15 protein-coding genes are annotated in these 18,271 nt (G+C 66.9%); 1 reads left to right on the forward strand and 14 read right to left on the reverse strand.

What is annotated here, in order from left to right:
- Positions 1-195 precede the first annotated feature (195 nt).
- The 5 genes from folM to J0A90_RS07370 form a co-directional block, all read right to left on the reverse strand.
- The gene (gene folM / locus J0A90_RS07350) at positions 196-882 is read right to left on the reverse strand and encodes a dihydromonapterin reductase (RefSeq protein ID WP_035472534.1); all 687 of its coding nucleotides are present in this window, start codon (positions 880-882) and stop codon (positions 196-198) included.
- Positions 879-1,685 carry an FAD-binding oxidoreductase gene (locus J0A90_RS07355; RefSeq protein ID WP_207033140.1) on the reverse strand — a complete coding sequence of 269 codons (807 nt, stop codon included), beginning with the start codon at positions 1,683-1,685 and terminating at the stop codon, positions 879-881. The genes folM and J0A90_RS07355 overlap by 4 nt, the downstream gene beginning before the upstream one ends.
- A 159-nt stretch (positions 1,686-1,844) precedes the next feature.
- Positions 1,845-3,350, reverse strand: coding sequence for a 4-hydroxy-3-polyprenylbenzoate decarboxylase (ubiD, locus tag J0A90_RS07360; RefSeq protein ID WP_207033142.1), 1,506 nt, complete (start codon positions 3,348-3,350; stop codon positions 1,845-1,847).
- A 178-nt stretch (positions 3,351-3,528) separates the two neighbouring features.
- Positions 3,529-4,788: a transcription termination factor Rho gene (rho, locus tag J0A90_RS07365; RefSeq protein WP_035472528.1), complete on the reverse strand. Its 1,260-nt coding sequence runs from the start codon at positions 4,786-4,788 to the stop codon at positions 3,529-3,531.
- Positions 4,789-5,218: 430 nt separating this feature from the next.
- Positions 5,219-5,548: a co-chaperone YbbN gene (locus tag J0A90_RS07370; RefSeq protein WP_207033144.1), complete on the reverse strand. Its 330-nt coding sequence runs from the start codon at positions 5,546-5,548 to the stop codon at positions 5,219-5,221.
- 184 nt (positions 5,549-5,732) lie between these two features.
- Here J0A90_RS07370 and J0A90_RS07375 point away from each other — a divergent pair, with 184 nt between their 5' ends.
- Entirely contained in the window at positions 5,733-7,241 is a 1,509-nt protein-coding gene (locus J0A90_RS07375) for a Ppx/GppA phosphatase family protein (protein ID WP_207033146.1), read from the forward strand.
- Positions 7,242-7,271: 30 nt separating this feature from the next.
- On the opposite strand, the gene tilS is transcribed toward J0A90_RS07375, so the two are convergent.
- The 9 genes from tilS to J0A90_RS07420 form a co-directional block, all read right to left on the reverse strand.
- Positions 7,272-8,672 (reverse strand): tRNA lysidine(34) synthetase TilS, encoded by a 1,401-nt coding sequence (gene tilS, locus J0A90_RS07380; RefSeq protein ID WP_233076584.1) that lies wholly within the window; start codon positions 8,670-8,672, stop codon positions 7,272-7,274.
- A 58-nt stretch (positions 8,673-8,730) separates the two neighbouring features.
- Positions 8,731-9,684, reverse strand: a complete 954-nt coding sequence (locus tag J0A90_RS07385) for an acetyl-CoA carboxylase carboxyltransferase subunit alpha (RefSeq protein ID WP_207033151.1) — start codon at positions 9,682-9,684, stop codon at positions 8,731-8,733.
- Positions 9,685-9,783: 99 nt separating this feature from the next.
- Complete coding sequence (gene dnaE, locus J0A90_RS07390; RefSeq protein WP_233076585.1) at positions 9,784-13,290, reverse strand: DNA polymerase III subunit alpha; 3,507 nt, start codon at positions 13,288-13,290, stop codon at positions 9,784-9,786.
- A 96-nt stretch (positions 13,291-13,386) separates the two neighbouring features.
- The gene (gene rnhB, locus J0A90_RS07395) at positions 13,387-14,013 is read right to left on the reverse strand and encodes a ribonuclease HII (protein WP_207033153.1); all 627 of its coding nucleotides are present in this window, start codon (positions 14,011-14,013) and stop codon (positions 13,387-13,389) included.
- A 10-nt stretch (positions 14,014-14,023) separates the two neighbouring features.
- Entirely contained in the window at positions 14,024-15,214 is a 1,191-nt protein-coding gene (gene lpxB, locus J0A90_RS07400; protein ID WP_207033154.1) for a lipid-A-disaccharide synthase, read from the reverse strand.
- Between the two features lie 34 nt (positions 15,215-15,248).
- On the reverse strand, positions 15,249-16,016 hold the full coding sequence (gene lpxA / locus J0A90_RS07405) for an acyl-ACP--UDP-N-acetylglucosamine O-acyltransferase (RefSeq protein ID WP_207033156.1): 768 nt from the start codon (positions 16,014-16,016) through the stop codon (positions 15,249-15,251).
- Positions 16,013-16,456, reverse strand: coding sequence for a 3-hydroxyacyl-ACP dehydratase FabZ (gene fabZ / locus J0A90_RS07410; RefSeq protein ID WP_207033158.1), 444 nt, complete (start codon positions 16,454-16,456; stop codon positions 16,013-16,015). The genes lpxA and fabZ overlap by 4 nt, the downstream gene beginning before the upstream one ends.
- A 148-nt stretch (positions 16,457-16,604) precedes the next feature.
- Complete coding sequence (lpxD, locus tag J0A90_RS07415; protein WP_207033160.1) at positions 16,605-17,645, reverse strand: UDP-3-O-(3-hydroxymyristoyl)glucosamine N-acyltransferase; 1,041 nt, start codon at positions 17,643-17,645, stop codon at positions 16,605-16,607.
- Positions 17,646-17,667: 22 nt separating this feature from the next.
- Positions 17,668-18,171 (reverse strand): OmpH family outer membrane protein, encoded by a 504-nt coding sequence (locus J0A90_RS07420; protein ID WP_035472565.1) that lies wholly within the window; start codon positions 18,169-18,171, stop codon positions 17,668-17,670.
- Between the last annotated feature and the right edge of the window lie 100 nt (positions 18,172-18,271).

The following is an 18,271-nucleotide window of genomic DNA, read 5'->3' on the forward strand; positions in this document are numbered from 1 at the left end:
GTATGAAAACTACCTGCGCTCGGCAATACGGCGTTAAAAATCGGCTGGAGCGCCAGCCCGGTCAAAAATGCTCATTTACACCCCGTAAACTGGAGCGCCAGCCCGGTCCGTTTTCGCCGATTTTTGCCTTAGCTACGCGCCCCGGTCTGGCCTTCGCTCGCTGACTTTTCGTAAAAACCCTGGACGTTGACGGAATCAGCCCGCGCCCAGGGATTCGCCACCATCCACCGCGATCACGGTGCCGGTGACATAGTCGTTGTCGAGCAGATAGCGCAGGGTCTGGTAGACCACCCCGGGGCCCGGCACCCGCCGGTTGGTGTGGGTAGCCTCGCCGAGCATCACCAGCCCCGGCGCAATGGCGTTGACCTGGATATGCGGGGCGAAGCGCGCGGCGAACGACAGCGTCAGACTCTCCAGCCCGGCCTTGCTGGCGGCGTAGGCGGCCTGCTCTGCGGCGCCACGGCGCACCACGCTGTCGGTGATATGGACGATGTCGCGCTGCGGCTCCTGACACGCCTCGAGCAGCTCGCGCGCCGCCAGATTGATCAGGTACGGCGCCTGCATGTGGACCTGGAACAGCCGTTCGAAGGTCTCCCCCGCAGCCTCGGGGTCGGGGTCCGCCAGCCACTCGCTGGCGTTGTGCACTACCGCGCGCAGGCTGCGCGTCTGGGCCTTGAGCCGGACGATGAACGCCTCGATACCGCCACGGGTGGCGAAATCCGCCTGCAGGGTGAGCGCCCCGCGGGCACGCAGCGCGGCCACCGCCTCGCGTTCGCGACGGTAGGTGACGATCACCGGATGGCCGTCGTCGAGCAGGCGCTCGGCGCAGTGCAGGCCCAGGCGCTGGGCGCCACCGGTGATCAGGATCGGCGACTGGCTCACGGGCGCTCGTTCTCCTCGCCGGGGCTGAGCGGCGCCGTCTCGGGGTCGGCTTCCGGCAGCGGCAGGAAGGGCACGCGGGGGGCGTAGCTGAAGACGTCGGAGTGGACCTGCTCGGCCACCAGCCCCAGCGGCGCCAGGGTGTCGACGCAGGCGTACACCATGCCGGGGGAGCCGGCCAGATAGATCTCGACGCCGTCGAGCGTCTGGATCTCGGCGGCCAGCACCACATCGATGCGCCCGGCGTGCCAGATCACTCCCGGAAGCGCCTCGATCTGATCATCGAGGTTCTCCACCACGGCGTGGAAACTGACGTTGGGGTGCTCGCTGGCCCAGCGGCGGGCAAGGCTCTCGGCGTAGAGATCGCGACGCTCGCGCACCGCCCACCACAGTGCCAGCTCGCGCGCGGGGTTCTCCGCCAGCGCGGCCTCGGCGATCGCCTTCAGCTGGGCGAAGCCGGTACCGGCACCGATCAGCAGTAGCGGCGCGCGACTCTCTGCCGGCAGGGTGCACTCGCCGTGGGGCAGGCGCACCGAGAGCCGCGCACGGTGGGTCAGCATCTCGCGCAGGCGCGAGGAGTGCGTGCGCTCGGGCCAGTGCTGGATATGCAGCTCCAGGCGCCCTTCGCCGTTCTCGGCACAGGCGATCGAGAACGGCACCCAGGTGTCTTCGTCCACCGCCAGCTCCAGATACTGGCCGGGGGCGTGGGCGATCGCCTCGGCCCGCCCCTCGAGCATTACCCGGAACACGTCGGGAGTCAGATCCTCGACCGATTCCACCTGGCAGGTCAGGGTTCTGACCGTCATGTTCACCTCTCTAGTTCGACTGCCCACTATTTTGTATGCCGCTTGTTCGACTGCCGTTCGCTCGCCTACCTATCGCTCGACTACCTATCGCTCGACTACCTATCGCTCGACTGCCGATTGTTCGATGCCCACTGTCTGCCTGGGCGCCGAACCGTAACCTCAGTCGGGTGCCTTGCCCGAGCGCACCGCGGGTGGCGCGATATCGATGCCGTACTCGTCCCAGCGCGCCTCGACCTGCGCCTTGACCGCCGGGTCCATGACGATCGGCTCACCCCACTCGCGGGTGGTCTCACCGGGCCACTTGTTGGTGGCGTCGAGCCCCATCTTGGACCCCAGCCCCGCGGTGGGCGAGGCGAAATCGAGATAGTCGATCGGGGTGTTCTCCACCATCACCGTGTCGCGTGCCGGGTCCATGCGCGTGGTGATGGCCCAGATCACGTCCTCCCAGTTGCGCGCGTCGACGTCGTCGTCGAGCACGATCACGAACTTGGTGTACATGAACTGACGCAGGAAACTCCAGACCCCCATCATCACCCGCTTGGCGTGCCCCGGATACTGCTTCTTCATGGTCACCACCGCCATGCGGTAGGAGCACCCTTCCGGCGGCAGATAGAAGTCGACGATCTCCGGGAACTGCTTGCGCAGGATCGGCACGAACACCTCGTTGAGCGCCAGCCCCAGGATCGCCGGCTCGTCCGGCGGACGTCCGGTGTAGGTCGAATGATAGATCGGATCGCGGCGGTGGGTCAGGCGTTCGACGGTGAACACCGGGAACTGCTCGACCTCGTTGTAGTAGCCGGTATGGTCGCCGTAGGGGCCCTCCGGCGCCATGTCGTCGGGATAGATATAGCCCTCGAGCACGATCTCGCTGGAGGCCGGCACTTCCAGATCGGCATGGCCGCACTTGACCAGCTCGGTACGCGAGCCTCTGAGCAGCCCGGCGAAGGCGTACTCGGAGAGGGTATCGGGCACCGGGGTCACCGCGCCGAGGATGGTCGCCGGGTCGGCGCCCAGTGCCACCGCCACCGGGAACGGCTCGCCAGGATGGGCGGCCTGCCACTCCTTGAAGTCCAGCGCCCCGCCACGGTGCGACAGCCAGCGCATGATCAGCCGGTTGCGCCCCAGCTTCTGCTGACGGTAGATCCCCAGATTCTGGCGCGTCTTGTGCGGGCCCTTGGTCACCACCAGCGCCCAGGTCACCAGCGGCGCCACGTCGCCCGGCCAGCAGTGCTGAATCGGCAGCTGGTCGAGATCCACGGCATCGCCCTCGAGCACCACCTCCTGGCACGGCGCCGAGCGTCGTGTCTTCGGCCCCATGCTCATGACCTGCTTGAAGATCGGCAGCTTGTCCCAGGCGTCGCGCAAGCCCTTGGGCGGGTCAGGCTCCTTGAGGAAGGCGAGCAGCTTGCCCACCTCGCGCAGCGCCTCGACGCTCTCCTCGCCCATGCCGAAAGCGACCCTGCGCGGGGTGCCGAACAGATTGCCCAGCACCGGCATGCGGCTGCCCTTGACGTTCTCGAACAAGAGCGCCGGCCCGCCGGCGCGCAGGGTGCGGTCGCAGATCTCGGTGATCTCGAGGTAGGGGTCCACCTCGACGCTGACGCGCTGCAACTCGCCGCGCGCTTCCAGCGCCGCGATGAAGTCGCGCAAATCGTGATATTTCATGCCGTTGCCCGCATCCTGGCGATCAAGAACGCAAAAAGGGCAGCATAACATGCTGCCCTTTCATTGCATCTGCGCTCGATGTCCCAATACCGACCGTTTGCGGCCTGGCATCGGAACGAGCGCTGGCAGGACAAGGCGAATCGGCGTTCAACGCCTTACTGCCGAGCGCAGATCGATGTTATCTACGCTTCATGGCCTCGAAGAACTCCAGATTGGTCTTGGTATCCTTCAAGCGGTCGATCAGGAACTCGGTAGCCGCCACGTCGTCCATCGGGTTGAGCAGCTTGCGCAGGATCCACATGCGCTGCATCTCGTCCTCGGAGGCGATCAGGTCCTCGCGCCGGGTGCCGGAGCGGCGAATGTTGAGGGCCGGGTAGACGCGGCGCTCGGCCAGCTTGCGGTCGAGGTGCGCCTCCATGTTGCCGGTACCCTTGAACTCCTCGAAGATCACCTCGTCCATCTTCGAGCCGGTGTCGACCAGCGCGGTGGCGATGATGGTCAGGCTGCCGCCCTCTTCGATGTTACGCGCGGCCCCGAAGAAACGCTTGGGCTTCTCCAGCGCGTGGGCGTCGACACCACCGGTGAGCACCTTGCCGGAGGAGGGCACCACGGTGTTGTAGGCGCGCGCCAGACGGGTGATGGAGTCGAGCAGGATGACCACGTCCTTCTTGTGCTCGACCAGGCGCTTGGCCTTCTCGATCACCATCTCGGCGACCTGCACGTGGCGTGCCGGCGGCTCGTCGAAGGTCGACGCCACCACCTCGCCGCGCACCGTGCGCGACATCTCGGTCACTTCCTCCGGGCGCTCGTCGATCAGCAGCACGATCATGTGGCACTCGGGATTGTTGCGCGTGATCGAGGTGGCGATGTTCTGCAGCATCAGTGTCTTACCCGCCTTGGGCGGCGACACGATCAGGCCACGCTGGCCCTTGCCGATCGGCGCGGTGAGGTCGATCACGCGGGCGGTGATGTCCTCGGTGGAGCCGTTGCCGATCTCCATCACCAGACGCTCCTGCGGGAACAGCGGCGTCAGGTTCTCGAACAGGATCTTGTGCTTGGCGTTTTCCGGCTTGTCGAAATTGATCTCGTTGACCTTGAGCAGCGCGAAATAGCGCTCGCCCTCTTTCGGCGGCCGGATCTTGCCGGAGATGGAGTCGCCCTTGCGCAGGTTGAAGCGCCGGATCTGCGACGGCGAGACGTAGATATCGTCCGGGCCGGCGAGATAGGAAGAGTCGGCGCTGCGCAGGAAACCGAAACCGTCCTGGAGAATCTCCAGAACCCCATCCCCGTAGATGTCTTCACCGCTCTTGGCGTGCTTCTTCAGGATCGCGAAGATAATGTCCTGCTTGCGCGAACGGGCAAGATTATCGATGCCCATTTCCCGGGCGATATCCAGCAGCTCAGGAACGGATTTTTGCTTGAGTTCGGTTAGATTCATGAGTTCGGTCAGAAATGGCTCGTGTCGCAGGCAATGGCGGTTGCCGAATGAAGAAAGAAAGGACAAGAGGCGGTCAGTGCATACGCCGCGCGGCGCGTTCAGTCGTCCCAGAAGCCGGGCTGTTCGTCTGGATGGCCGGTCACCGTGACTTGGAGGGACCGGTTGGCCAAAGATGCCGGGAGAGCGGTTCGATTCGCCTGTGATCTTTCGGACGGTCGTCCGATAGACGCAATGTCGATCCGGTGATCGGAACTGGGGTGACTGACGACTTGGGGGACCGCGAGGCGGTCGAGAAGCATTCGGAACAGGCGAACGTCCCGATGGTAGACAAGCCGCCCGGCGAACGCAAGTCATTCGATGGTGGCAAGGAGTGACCGCAGCAGGGTGGCAAGCATAGTGGCAAGTCATGGCGGCGGGCGCCGCTCGGCATTCAGCTGCGCGTGGCCTCGTCGCACAGTTGCGAGAGCTGGCTCGGCGAGAGCGCGCCCACCCGCGAGGTACGCGCCTCGCCGTTGACGAACAGCGTCAGCGTGGGCGTGCCGCGAACGCCGTAGCGCTCGGCCAAAGCAGGCTCGCGGTCGACGTCGATCACCCCCACCGGCTGCTCCAGCCCCAACCCGTCGCCGCTCGTGGCGAGCGTTGCCAACAGGCTCTCGCAGGGCTGGCACCAGGCGGCCACGAACACCGCCAGCCGCGCCCCGCCGGGGCGCTCGCGCCAGGCGTCGAAGGTGTCACCGTCGAGCTTGAGTCTCTGCACCATGGCTGCCTGCCTGAAAGGATCTATGGGGGCAGCATGCAGAGCGGCGGGCCGATTGACAAGCCCGGGAGGGCAACGCAACCTTGCACTCACCTTTTACCGCCGCGGGACGCCGGCGGCCGGCTCTCGAGGGCGCCGGCGGCTACGTCCCGCGCCTTGTTCAGATCGCCGTCGAGGACGCCACGCCATGAGCGGTAAGCCGACCGCCACCGAGACCACCCGTCGCCTGGCAGCCATCGATCTCGGCTCCAACAGTTTCCACCTGCTGGTCGCCAACTATCAGGATGGCCGCCTGCAGGTGGTCGCCAAGATGGGCGAGAAGGTTCAGCTCGCCGCCGGCCTGGATGCCGACGAGAACTTCACCCCGGCGGCGATGGAGCGCGCCCTGGGCTGTCTCGAGCGCTTTGCGCCCTTTCTCGCCGAAGTCGCGCCGGGTGACCTGCGCATCGTGGGGACCAACGCTCTGCGCGCCGCCCACAACGCCCACGCCCTGATCACCCGCGCCGAGGCGCTGATCGGCCACCCGATCGAGATCATCGGCGGCCGCGAAGAGGCGCGTCTGATCTATCTGGGCGCTGCCCACGCGCTGGCCGAAGTGCACGGCCGGCGGCTGATCGTCGATATCGGCGGCGGCTCCACCGAGTTCATCATCGGCGAGGATTTCGAGCCCCAGGCGCTGGAGAGCCTGCACATGGGCTGCGTCGCCTATACCGGCGCCTTCTTCGCCAACGGCGACATCAGCGAGAAACGCTTTCGCCGCGCCGAGATGGCGGCACTCTCCGAGCTCGCCAACATCCAGAATACCTATCGCCGTCTGGGCTGGCAGGACCCGATCGGTTCCAGCGGCACGATCAAGGCCGCAGCCGCGGTCATCGCCGCCCACGGTGAGGGCGATGCCGGGGTCATCGAGCGGGACGCGCTGCTGGCGCTGCGCAAGCGGCTGATCAACTGCGGCCACCTGGACAAGGTCGCCATGGAGGGGCTCAAGGAGGATCGGGCGCGGGTGTTCCCGGCCGGGATCGCGATTCTGTGCGCGGTATTCGAGGCCTTCGAGCTCGAGCGCATGCGCTACTCCGACGGCGCCCTGCGCGAGGGGGTGCTCTACGATCTGATCGGGCGCAACACCCCGGAGGATTCGCGCCGCCACAGCGTCGAACAGATGATGCGCCGCTACAGCGTCGACCTGGCCCACGCCGACAACGTCGAGCGCAGCGCGCTGCACGCCTTCGATCAGGTGCGCAAGGCCTGGGGGCTCAACCCAGAGCAGCGCCTGTTCCTGGCCTGGGCGGCGCGCCTGTGCGAGATCGGCCTGGCCATTTCGCACAGCCAGTTCCATCGCCACGGGGCCTATCTACTGGAGTACTCCGACATGCCCGGCTTCTCGCGTCCGGAGCAGCAGGCGCTGGCGTTCCTGGTGCGCGCCCACCGGCGCAAGTTCCCGCACAAGGAGCTCGAGGCGCTGCCCGAAGCGGCGCGCCCGGCCTACGCTCGGCTGGCGCGGCTGCTGCGCCTGGCGGTGCTGCTCAATCATTCGCGCCCGGAGCAGGCGATCGACGACTTCCAGCTCGATGCCGAGGGCGAGACTCTGAATCTGACGCTGCCGGCGGCACGTCTACATCCGCTGGTGCTCAACGATCTCGAAGAGGAAGCCGGCTACCAGCGCAGCGTTGGGCTGGCACTCAACTACAACGAATAGCGCCGCGGGCTGGCGACACCCCGCACGCTATCACTCCGCCGCGGGCAGCGGCATCTGCCGCCAGCCCGCGGCGGTTGCCACCCCCAGCACCGCTACCAGCGTGTCGTCGTGCCACACCAGCGGCACGCGCTCACGCTCCCACGGCGGCAGGCCGGCCTCCTGCAGCAGCCGCTTGACGTCGCGGCTGCCACGGCCGGCCAGACGCAGGCGCTCGCCGCCGCGGCGCAGGGTCACCCGCAGTGTCAGCGCCTCGTTAACGCTCTCTTCGTTAATACCCTCTTCGCTGACACCCTCTTCGCTGACACCCTCTTCGAGAACCCCCTTCTGGGTAGCGCTCCCCTCGGCAGCGCTTTCATCGGGGTCGGGTTCGCGGATCACGCGATAGCGGTAGGCTCCCCAGGGCGTGACCAGCCCCTCGCGGCCATCCCAACGGGTGCACCACTGCGGGTCCAACGGCACCGGCGTCGGCAACAGATAGAGTGAGCCGCGCCATACCCGCGCCTGCGCCCCGGGCCACACGACCCTGACCATCCGGTCGTGGTTCGCCTGCCACTGGCGGCGCAGCTCGGCCAGGCGCGCCGCCGGCGGTGCCGGCAGGCCCAGGCGAGCCAGGGCGTGGCGCACCAGCAGGCGTTGGCGTGCGGCGCTCAGCGGCGTCAGCAGCGCCAGCGGCAGGCACTCGGGGTCCCCGCCGGCGCGGGCGAGATCGCTCTCGGCCAGCTCGGCGAGCAGCTCATCCGCTTCCGCCAGCCAGGCCGCACTGCGCCCCACCGCCGCGGCCGCCCCGGGCCAGCGCTCGCTCAGCGGCGGCACGACCCGGTGGCGCAGGAAGTTACGGTCGTGCTGGAGCGCGTGATTGGAGGGGTCTTCGCACCAGGCGAGCTCACACTGTTCGGCGGCGGCGCGCAGCGTCGATCGCGACACCCCGAGCCAGGGCCGCACGATCTCCAGGCCCCGCCAGTGCCGCCGTAACGGCATGCCGGCGAGCCCGGTCACGCCGCTGCCGCGCAGCGCGGCGAGCAGGAAGGTCTCGAGCTGGTCGTCGGCGTGCTGCGCCAGCCACAGCAGGTCGCCTGGCGCCAGAGTGGCGGCGAAGGCGGCGTAGCGCGCCTCCCGAGCCGCCGCCTCGAGCCCCTGCCCGATCGGCGTCACCGCAACCGGCACCACGCTCAGCGGCACCGCAAGCGCGGCGCACAGCGCCCGGCAGTGGTCGACGAAGGTCGCCGCCGCAGGCTGCAGGCCGTGGTCGATATGCACCGCGCTCAGGGTAATCCCCTGCGCGCGCGCCGCCGGCGCCGCCCGGCTCAGCAGCAGCGAAGAATCGAGACCGCCGGAGAGCGCCACCCATAGCCGTCGCCCCGGGGCCAGTGGCGCCAGGGCTTCAGTGATGAGGGCATCGAGTACATCGAGAGGAGGACGAGAGTCGGCCACCGGGAGAGCTCCTGAGCGCGCCTCGGTCATGGAGAGCGTGACGCGGCCAGGCGTGACCTTACTGCGGGGCGCCGTAGGACATCAGGCGTTCGTAGCGGCGCGCCAGCAGCGCGTCGGTGTCCATCCCCTGCAGCCGGTCGAGGCTTTCGAGCAGCGCCGCGCGCACGCTCTCCGCGGTCTTGTGGGGATGACGATGGGCGCCGCCCAGCGGCTCGTCGATCAAGGTGTCGACGAAGCCCAGCTCCTTCAGCCGCTCGGCGGTGATGCCCATCGCATGAGCCGCTTCGGAAGCCTTCTCGGCGCTCTTCCACAGGATCGAGGCGCAGCCTTCGGGCGAGATCACCGAGTAGGTGGAGTACTGCAGCATCTGCAGCTCGTCGCAGACGCCGATGGCCAGCGCCCCGCCGGAGCCGCCCTCGCCGATCACGGTGGCGATGATCGGCGTCTTGAGCCGCGACATCACCGCCAGGTTGTAGGCGATCGCTTCCGACTGGCCGCGCTCCTCGGCGTCGATGCCCGGATAGGCGCCCGGGGTGTCGATGAAGGTGAGCACCGGCATCTTGAAGCGCTCGGCCATCTCCATCAGACGGCACGCCTTGCGGTAGCCCTCCGGGCGCGGCATGCCGAAGTTGCGGCGCACCTTCTCCTTGACGTCGCGACCCTTCTGATGGCCGATCACCATCACCGGCTTGCCGTCGAGCCGCGCCACGCCGCCGACCAGGGCGGCGTCGTCGGCGAAGTTGCGGTCACCGTGCAGCTCGTCGAACTCGGTGAAAATGCTGTCGAGATAGTCCAGCGTGTAGGGACGCTGCGGATGCCGCGACAGCTGCGTCACCTGCCAGGCGGTCAGGTCACGGAAGATCTGCTCGGTGAGCTTGCGGCTCTTCTCTTCGAGCTTGCCGATCTCGTCGCTCAGGCTGATGCGGCTGTCGTTCCCGACCAGGCGCAGTTCTTCGATCTTGGCCTGAAGTTCGGCGATCGGCTGTTCAAAGTCCAGATAGTTGGGATTCATAGGGCGTCTACTGTGATGTCCTGGCAACCTGAAGCGTGCGGCGTACGCTGCGGCGAAAACGCGTCATTATCGCACCCTCACGAGTGTTGGCAACCGCCGTCAACCGCCGCGGTAGCGCAGGGCGACCGATTCGTGGCCCTCGACGTCGCGCAGCGCGGTGATCAGCTCGTCGCTGGGCGACACTCGCCACGCCTCGGCGAGCTCGAAGCAGCCGCTGGCACTGGCGTTGCGATAGCGCACCCGCACCGGCAGCCCGCGCTCGCTGAGCCACGGCGTCAGGCTGTCATGGAGCGAGCGCGAGAAGCGCCCATTGAGACGTGCGCCATCGACCGAGAGCTCGATCGCCTCGCCGAAACGGGCACGCGCGTCCGCCATCAGCGTGACCTCCTTGCTGCGCAGGCGCAGACCGCCGGAGTAGTCGTCGCTGGAGACCTCGCCTTCGATGATCAGCACCTGATCGGCATTGAGCTGGCCGCGCACCTGGTCGAACAGCTCGCCGAACAGCGACGCCTCGATGCGCCCGGTGCGGTCGTCGAGGGTGACGAAGGCCATGGTGTCGCCGCGCTTGGACTTCATGGTACGCATCGCCACCACCAGCCCGGCCACGCGCTGCGGCTCCCGCGACGGCTTGAGATCGACGATCCGGGTAGCCACGAAACGCTTGAGCTCGTGCTCGTACTCGTCGATCGGGTGGCCGGTGAGATAGAGCCCGAGGGTATCCTTCTCGCCGGCCAGGCGCTCCTTGTCGCTCCAGTCGCGGGCATGGCGATAGTCGGCGTAGACGTCACCATCGGCGGTATCGACGAAAGCCTCGCCGAACATGTCGATCATGCCCAGGTTCTGGTTGGTCTGATTCTGCGACGCGGCCTTGAGCGCGGCGTCCAGCGAGGCCGCCATCACCGCCCGCGACGGCCCCAGGTTGTCGAGCGCGCCGGAGCGGATCAGCGCCTCGAGGGTGCGCTTGTTCATGCGCTTGCCGTCGATGCGGCGGCAGAAGTCGAACAGATCGGTGAACGGCCCGTCGGCCTGGCGCGCCTCGACGATCGCCGCGATCGGGCCCTCGCCCACGCCGCGGATCGCCCCCAGGCCGTAGACCACCCGAGCGCTGTCATCGACGGTGAACTTGTAGGCGCCGACGTTGACGTCCGGCGGGGTCACCGTCAGCCCGATGTGGCGGCACTCCTCGATCAGCGGCACCACCTTGTCGAGGTTGTCCATCTCGGTGGAGAGCACCGCGGCCATGAACGGCCCCGGATAGTGCGCCTTGAGCCAGGCGGTCTGATAGGAGACCAGCCCGTAGGCCGCCGAGTGCGACTTGTTGAAGCCGTAGCCGGCGAACTTCTCCACCAGGTCGAACAGGTTGCCGGCCAGGTCCTTGTCGATGCCGTTGTTGGCACACCCCTCCATGAAGCCGGCGCGCTGCTTGGCCATCTCCTCCGGCTTCTTCTTGCCCATGGCACGGCGCAGCATGTCCGCCTGGCCCAGGGTGTAGCCGGCCAGGACCTGGGCGATCTGCATCACCTGCTCCTGGTAGAGGATGATGCCGTAGGTGGGTTCGAGCACCGGCTTCAACAGCTCGTGCTGGTAGTCCGGGTGGGGATAGGCCAGCTCGGCACGGCCGTGCTTACGGTTGATGAAGTCATCCACCATGCCCGACTGCAGCGGCCCCGGACGGAACAGCGCGACGAGGGCGATCATGTCCTCCAGCGAGTCGGGCTGCAGGCGCTTGATCAGCTCCTTCATGCCGCGGGATTCGAGCTGGAACACCGCCGTGGTCTCGGCCTTCTTGAGCATGTCGAAGGTCGGCTTGTCATCGAGCGGGATGGTGCTGATATCCAGCGGCTCCTGCCCTTCACGCCCGCGCACCACATCGACCATCTCCAGCGCCCAGTCGATGATGGTGAGCGTGCGCAGGCCGAGGAAGTCGAACTTGACCAGCCCGGCGTCCTCGACGTCGTTCTTGTCGAACTGCACCACCAGCCCGGAGCCATCCGGCTCGCACAGTAGCGGCGAGAAGTCGGTGAGCTTGGTCGGTGCGATCACCACCCCGCCGGCGTGCTTGCCGGTACCGCGGGTGATGCCCTCGAGCTTGAGCGCCATCTCCCAGATCTCGGCGGCCTCCTCATCGGCCTCGAGATACTCCTTGAGCTGCGGCTCCTGCTCGATCGCCTTGGCCAGGGTCATGCCGACCTCGAACGGGATCAGCTTGGAGAGCTTGTCGCCCATCGAGTAGGGCTTGCCCTGGGCGCGCGCCACGTCGCGCACCACCGCCTTGGCCGCCATGGTGCCGAAGGTGACGATCTGCGATACCGCGTTGCGGCCGTAGCGGTCGGCCACGTAGTCGATCACCCGGTCGCGCTTCTCCATGCAGAAGTCGACGTCGAAGTCGGGCATCGAGACGCGCTCGGGGTTGAGGAAGCGCTCGAACAGCAGGTCGTACTCCAGCGGATCGAGATCGGTGATCTTGAGCGCATAGGCGACCAGCGAGCCGGCCCCGGAACCACGCCCCGGCCCCACCGGGATATCGTTGTCCTTGGCCCACTGGATGAAGTCCATCACGATCAGGAAGTAGCCGGGGAAGCCCATCTTGAGAATGATGTCGAGCTCGAAGTCGAGGCGCTTGCGATACTCGGGCTCGTAGTCGGCGAGTACGCGCCCGGGGTAGATCGGATTCTCGCCTGAGAACAGCTGGTTCAGGCGCTCGCTGAGACCGTCATGGGAGATCTTGCGAAAGAAGGTGTCCTGGGTCATGCCCTCGGGGATCGGATACTCCGGCAGGAAGATCTCGCCCAGACGCACCGTGGCGTTGCAGCGCGCCGCGATCAGCACGCTGTTCTCCAGCGCCTCGGGGATATCGGCGAACAGCGCAGCCATCTCCTCGGGGGTCTTGAGATACTGCTCCTCGGTGTACTTGCGCTCGCGCCGCGGATCCTCCAGCGCCTTGCCCTCACCGATCGAGACCCGAGTCTCGTGGGCCCAGAAGTCCTCGCGGGCGAGGAAGCGCACATCGTTGGTGGCCACCACCGGAGTGCCGGTCTCGCTGGCCAGGCGCACGGAGTGGTAGACGCACTCCTCGTCGTACTGGCGCCCGGTGCGCTGCAGTTCGAGATAGAAGCGCCCGGGGAAGTACTGGTTCCACTCCGCCAGCAGCGTGCGCGCGGTGTCGACGTGCTCGGCGATCAGAAAGCGCCCGATCTCACCCTCGCGCGCCCCGGAGAGGGCGATCAGCCCGTCGCTCTGCTCGAACACCCACTGCTTGTCGAGGATCGCCTGGTTCTGGCGCTGGCCGTCGGTCCAGGCGCGCGAGATCAGCTCGGTCAGATTGCGGTAGCCGGTGTCGTTCATCGCCAGCAGCGTGAGCCGATAGGGATGGCTCTCGTCATGGGCGTTGTGGAGCCAGAAGTCGGCGCCGATGACCGGCTTCAGACCGGCCCCCTGGGCCGCCTTGTAGACCTTCACCAGGCCGAACAGGTTGGTGTCGTCGGTGACCGCCAGGGCCGGCATGCCGGCCTCCACGCTGGCATTGATCAGCGGCTTGAGGCGCACCAGGCCGTCGACCAGGGAGTACTCGCTGTGAACACGGAGATGAACGAAAGGTGTAGTCATGACGAACTCGAGATCGGGCGGCGAATGAGTGACCGCGACAGGATACCAGCTTGGCCCCGGGCAAGCAGAGACTCCGGGAATGGGACAGGGTGCCGCTCAGGAGAACAGCGCCAGCTGCTCGCGCACCGGGGCGAACGAGCGCCGGTGGGCCGCCAGCGGCCCCCAGCGGACGAGCGCATCGAGGTGCTCACGGGTGGGGTAACCCTTGTGGCGGGCGAAGCCATACTCGGGATGGCGCGCATCCAGCTCGGCCATCTGGGCGTCGCGCGCCACCTTGGCCAGAATCGACGCGGCGCTGATCGCCGGATGGCGTAGATCGCCCTTGACCACCGCCTGCCCCGGACAGGCGTGGCCCGGCAGGCGGTTGCCGTCGACCAGCAGATACTCCGCGGCCAGCGGCAGCGCATCGATGGCGCGGCGCATCGCCAGATGCGTGGCGTGATAGATATTGAGCCGGTCGATCTCCTCCGGCGTGGCCTCGGCCACCGCAAAGGCCAGCGCTTGGTCGCGGATGCGCCGGTCCAGCGCCTCGCGGCGGGCCGCACTCAGCCGCTTGGAGTCGGTCAGCCCGTCGATGGGGCGCGCCGGATCGAGGATCACCGCCGCCGCCACCACCGCACCCACCAGCGGGCCGCGCCCGACTTCGTCGACACCGGCGAGGCGCTCGCCGGCATAGTCGATCACCAGTTCGGGATAGGTCTGAGGGGCGCGCTTGGCGGGCATGGCTGAACTCTCAAGAGGAGCTGACTTTAGAAGCACTGGCGTTAGAGGCGGTGACACTGAGCGCACCGTGCTCGACCAGTTCGAGCACGGCACTGGCGGCGCGCTCGCTGGCACCGCGCTGCAACCCGGCGTGCAGCTCGACGAAGCGTGTCTCCAGCGCCTCGCGCCGGGTGCTGTCGGCGAACCAGGGTGTCAGCGTCTCGACCAGGCGCTCGGCATCCACCGCGTCCTGGATCAGCTCCGGCACCAGTTCCTCCTGGGCGATCAGATTGGGCAGCGAGATCCAGCGTGTCTTGACCAGCCGCTGGGCCAGCCAGTAGGTGGCCGGCGCCATGCGATAGGCGACCACCATGGCGCGGTGGCAGAGCATGGTCTCCAGCGCTGCGGTGCCCGAGGTCAGCAGCACCGCGTCGGCGGCGGTCATCGCCTCGCGCGAGCGGCCATCGCAGAGCGTGACCCGCTCGGCCAGCTGCGGAAAGCGTTCGAGCAGTGCCTCGAGCTCCTCCCGGCGCTGCGGCGAGGCCGCGGGGATCACCACCTGCAGCTCACCCAGCCGCTCGCGCAGCGCGGCGGCGGCGCGTAGGAAGATCTCGCCCTGGAAGCGCACCTCGTTGCTGCGCGAGCCGGGTAGCAGTGCCAGGGTCGGCGTGGCCGGGTCGAGCCCCAGCGCCTCACGCGCGGCGCCGCGGTCATTGACCAGAGGCAGCTCGTCGGCCAGCGGATGGCCGACATAGGCCACCGGCACCCGGTGCTCGGCGTAGAACGCAGCCTCGAACGGCAGAAAGGTGAGCATGGCGTCGACCGCGCGGGCGATCTTCTTGACCCGGCCCTGGCGCCAGGCCCAGACCGAGGGGCTGACGTAGTGGCAGGTGCGGATGCCGCGCTGGCGCAGCTTGAGTTCGAGGCCGAGATTGAAGTCCGGGGCGTCGATACCGATCATCACGTCGGGCCGCCAGGCGAGCGCATCGCGCTCGAGATGGCGACGCACCTTGATCAGCCCGGGCAGGTGCTTGAGCACCTCGAACAGCCCCATCACCGACAGCGTCTCCAGCGGGTAGAGCGATTCGAGCCCCTGGGCCTGCATGCGCGGCCCGCCGATACCGCGGAACTCGACATCGGGGCGACGCCGGCGCAGCGCCTGCATCAATCCGGCGCCGAGGATGTCACCGGAAAGCTCGCCGGCCACCAGATAGACGCGCATGCTGACCTCGCTCGTCGATTTATTCAGCGCTTCCCTAGCGGATGATGCCGCGCTGGGAAACCTTGAGCGAGTCGACGAAGCGCTGGGTCTCCTCGAGCGCGAAGCGGCTCTCGATCTCGGCGACCGCCTGCTCCAGGGTCAACCCCTTGCGATAGACCAGACGGTACCCTTCGCCGAGGGCCTTGATCGCCTCGGCGGAGAAACCGCGGCGCTTGAGTCCGATCGAATTGAGCCCGTGGGGCGCGGCCGGATTGCCGCTGACCATGATGAACGCCGGGATGTCCTTGGTGATCGCCGAACAGCCGCCGACCATGGCATGCTCACCCATGTGGCAGAACTGGTGGATCGCCGACAGCCCACCGAGGATGGAGAAGTTGCCCAGGGTCACGTGGCCGGCCAGGGTGGCCTGGTTGGCCAGGATGCAGTCGTCGCCGATCAGGCAGTCGTGGCCGACGTGGGAGTAGGCCATGAACAGGTTGCGGCTGCCGATGGTGGTGACGCCGCGATCCTGCACCGTGCCGCGGTGAATGGTCACGCTCTCGCGGATGACGTTGTCGTCTCCCACCTCCAGCCGGGTGGGCTCACCGGCGTACTTCTTGTCCTGGCACTCCTCACCCACGGAGGCGAACTGGAAGATACGATTGCGCTGGCCCAGGCGTGTCGGCCCCTTGATCACCACATGCGGGCCGATCACGCAGCCCGCATCGATCTCGACATCGGGACCGATCACACTGTACGGGCCGACCTCGACGTCAGCGGCCAGACGCGCAGCGGGATCGACGATGGCGGTGGGATGAATCAAGCGATTTTCCTCTCGGCGCAGATGATTTCGCCCTCGCAGGCCAGCTCGCCGCCGACGCTGGCGCGGCAGGCGAATTTCCAGATGCCGCGCTTGCCCTTGATCACGTCGGCTTCGAGCTTGAGCTGGTCGCCCGGCATCACCGGACGCTTGAAGCGCACGTTGTCACTACCCACGAGATAATAGACATAGCCGTCGGCGGGCAGCTTGTTGACGGTCTTGAAGCCGAGAATACCGCAGGCCTGGGCCAGTGCCTCGATGATCAGCACGCCCGGCATGATCGGATGATGGGGGAAGTGGCCGTTGAAGAAGGGTTCGTTGATGCTGACGTTCTTGTACGCCACGATCGATTCGCCCAGCGTGATATCCGTCACGCGATCTACCAGCAGAAAAGGATAACGATGCGGTAGATACTCACGAATCTGGTTGATGTCCATTATCATCAATACGACCTCTGAAATAACGAAATGCCTGCCGAAAAGGCAGGCACACGGAGGTAAAGCGGCGTTCACCCATGTGGGCGGGCATTATACAGGCGCACTACAGGGCTGCCAGCCTTTCGCCCCCGCGCCGGTTGCCGTGCCCCTCCGTTCACGCATCGCGTCGGCCACGCTCGAGTCGCGTCAGACGCTTGGCGATCTCGTCCAACTGCTTGAAGCGTACCGCGTTCTTGCGCCACTGACTATTCGACATCGAGCCCGTTCCGGAGGAGTAGACGCCCGGCTCGAGGATCGAATTGGTGACCAGACTCATGCCGGTCACCTGGACCCCGTCGGCCAGGGTCAGATGGCCCGAGAGCCCCACCCCACCGCCGAGCAGGCAGTGACGGCCGACCTTGGTCGAACCGGCGATGCCGACACAGCCGGCCAGGGCGCTGTGATCACCGATCTGCACGTTGTGGGCGATCTGCACCTGGGAGTCGATCTTGACCCCGTTGCCGATCAGGGTGTCACCCAGCGCGCCGCGGTCGATGCTCGAACAGCTACCCACCTCGACATCGTCACCCAGACGCACGCCGCCGAGCTGAGCGATCTTCTCCCAGGATGCGCCGTCGTGGGCGAAACCGAAACCATCGCCGCCGATCACGCAGCCGCTGTGGAGAATCGCCCGCTGGCCCACGCTGACGCCGTGATAGAGCGTGACGTTGGCGTGCAGGCGCGAGCCCTGCCCCAGGGTGGTGTCGGCGCCGATGAAGCTGCCGGCACCGATCACGCAGTCGTCGGCGATCTCGACTCCGGCCTCGATCACGCAGTGCGCGCCGATCTCGACCCGCGCTCCGATCACCGCATCGGGGGAGACCACCGCACTGGGATGGACACCCTGCGAGTCGCGGTTGTCCAGCGGATCGAACAGCCGCGACAGTCGCGCGTAGCCCAGATAGGGGTTGTCGAGCTCCAGCCGCGGGCACGGGCAGGTCTCGCCGTGGGCCGGGTGCACCAGCACCGCGCTGGCGCGGGTATCGGCCAGATACTTGAGATAGGCACGATTGGCGAGAAAGGCCAGATCGCCCGGACCGGCATCGGTCAGGGTCGCCAGGCCGCTGACGCGGAGGTCGGGATCACCGACCAGGCGAGCATCGATGCGCTCGGCGAGTTCGCCGAGCGTGTAGGAAGCGGGGGCAGCACTCTTCATGAACGGGGGCCGTTCTCGATCGTCAGTTGAGTGAGTTGAAGATCTTGGTCACTTCGTTGGTGATGTCCAGGCTGTCGCCGGAGTAGACCACCGCGTCGCGATCCACGACCATGTCGAGCCCACGCTGCTTGACCACACGCTGGATCGCCTGGTCGAGCTTGGGCTTGGCACCCTTCAGATACTGCTGTTCGGCCTGCTGCTGAGCCTGGGCGATCTGGCCGCGCAGCTGCTGGAACTGGCCGCCCTTCTGGCGCAGCTGCTGGGTCACCGCGTTGCGCTCGGACTCGGACATCACGTCGCCGTTCTTCTGCAGTTTCTCCTGCAGCTGCTGCAGCTGCTGACCGAGCGCCTCGGCCTGCTTCTGCTGCGGCCCGATGCGGTTCTTCAGCTGGTTCATCGACGCCTGCGCCGACTGCGAGGACATCAGCGCCTGACGCCAGTCGAGCACGCCAACGTCGGTGGCCATCGCCGGCAGGGAAACCAGCGTCATGAGTCCTAGCCCGAGGGCACCTATTACCTTGCGCATCCGCGCCTCCTTGAGCATACGCTCTCGATGAATGGAGCTTGATGAGTAGAGCTTGGTGAATGGAGCTTGATGAACCTCACCCCGGCAGATACCACCGTGG

Origin of the sequence: Salinicola sp. DM10 (genome assembly GCF_017306975.2) — a bacterium.
Lineage (GTDB): Bacteria > Pseudomonadota > Gammaproteobacteria > Pseudomonadales > Halomonadaceae > Salinicola.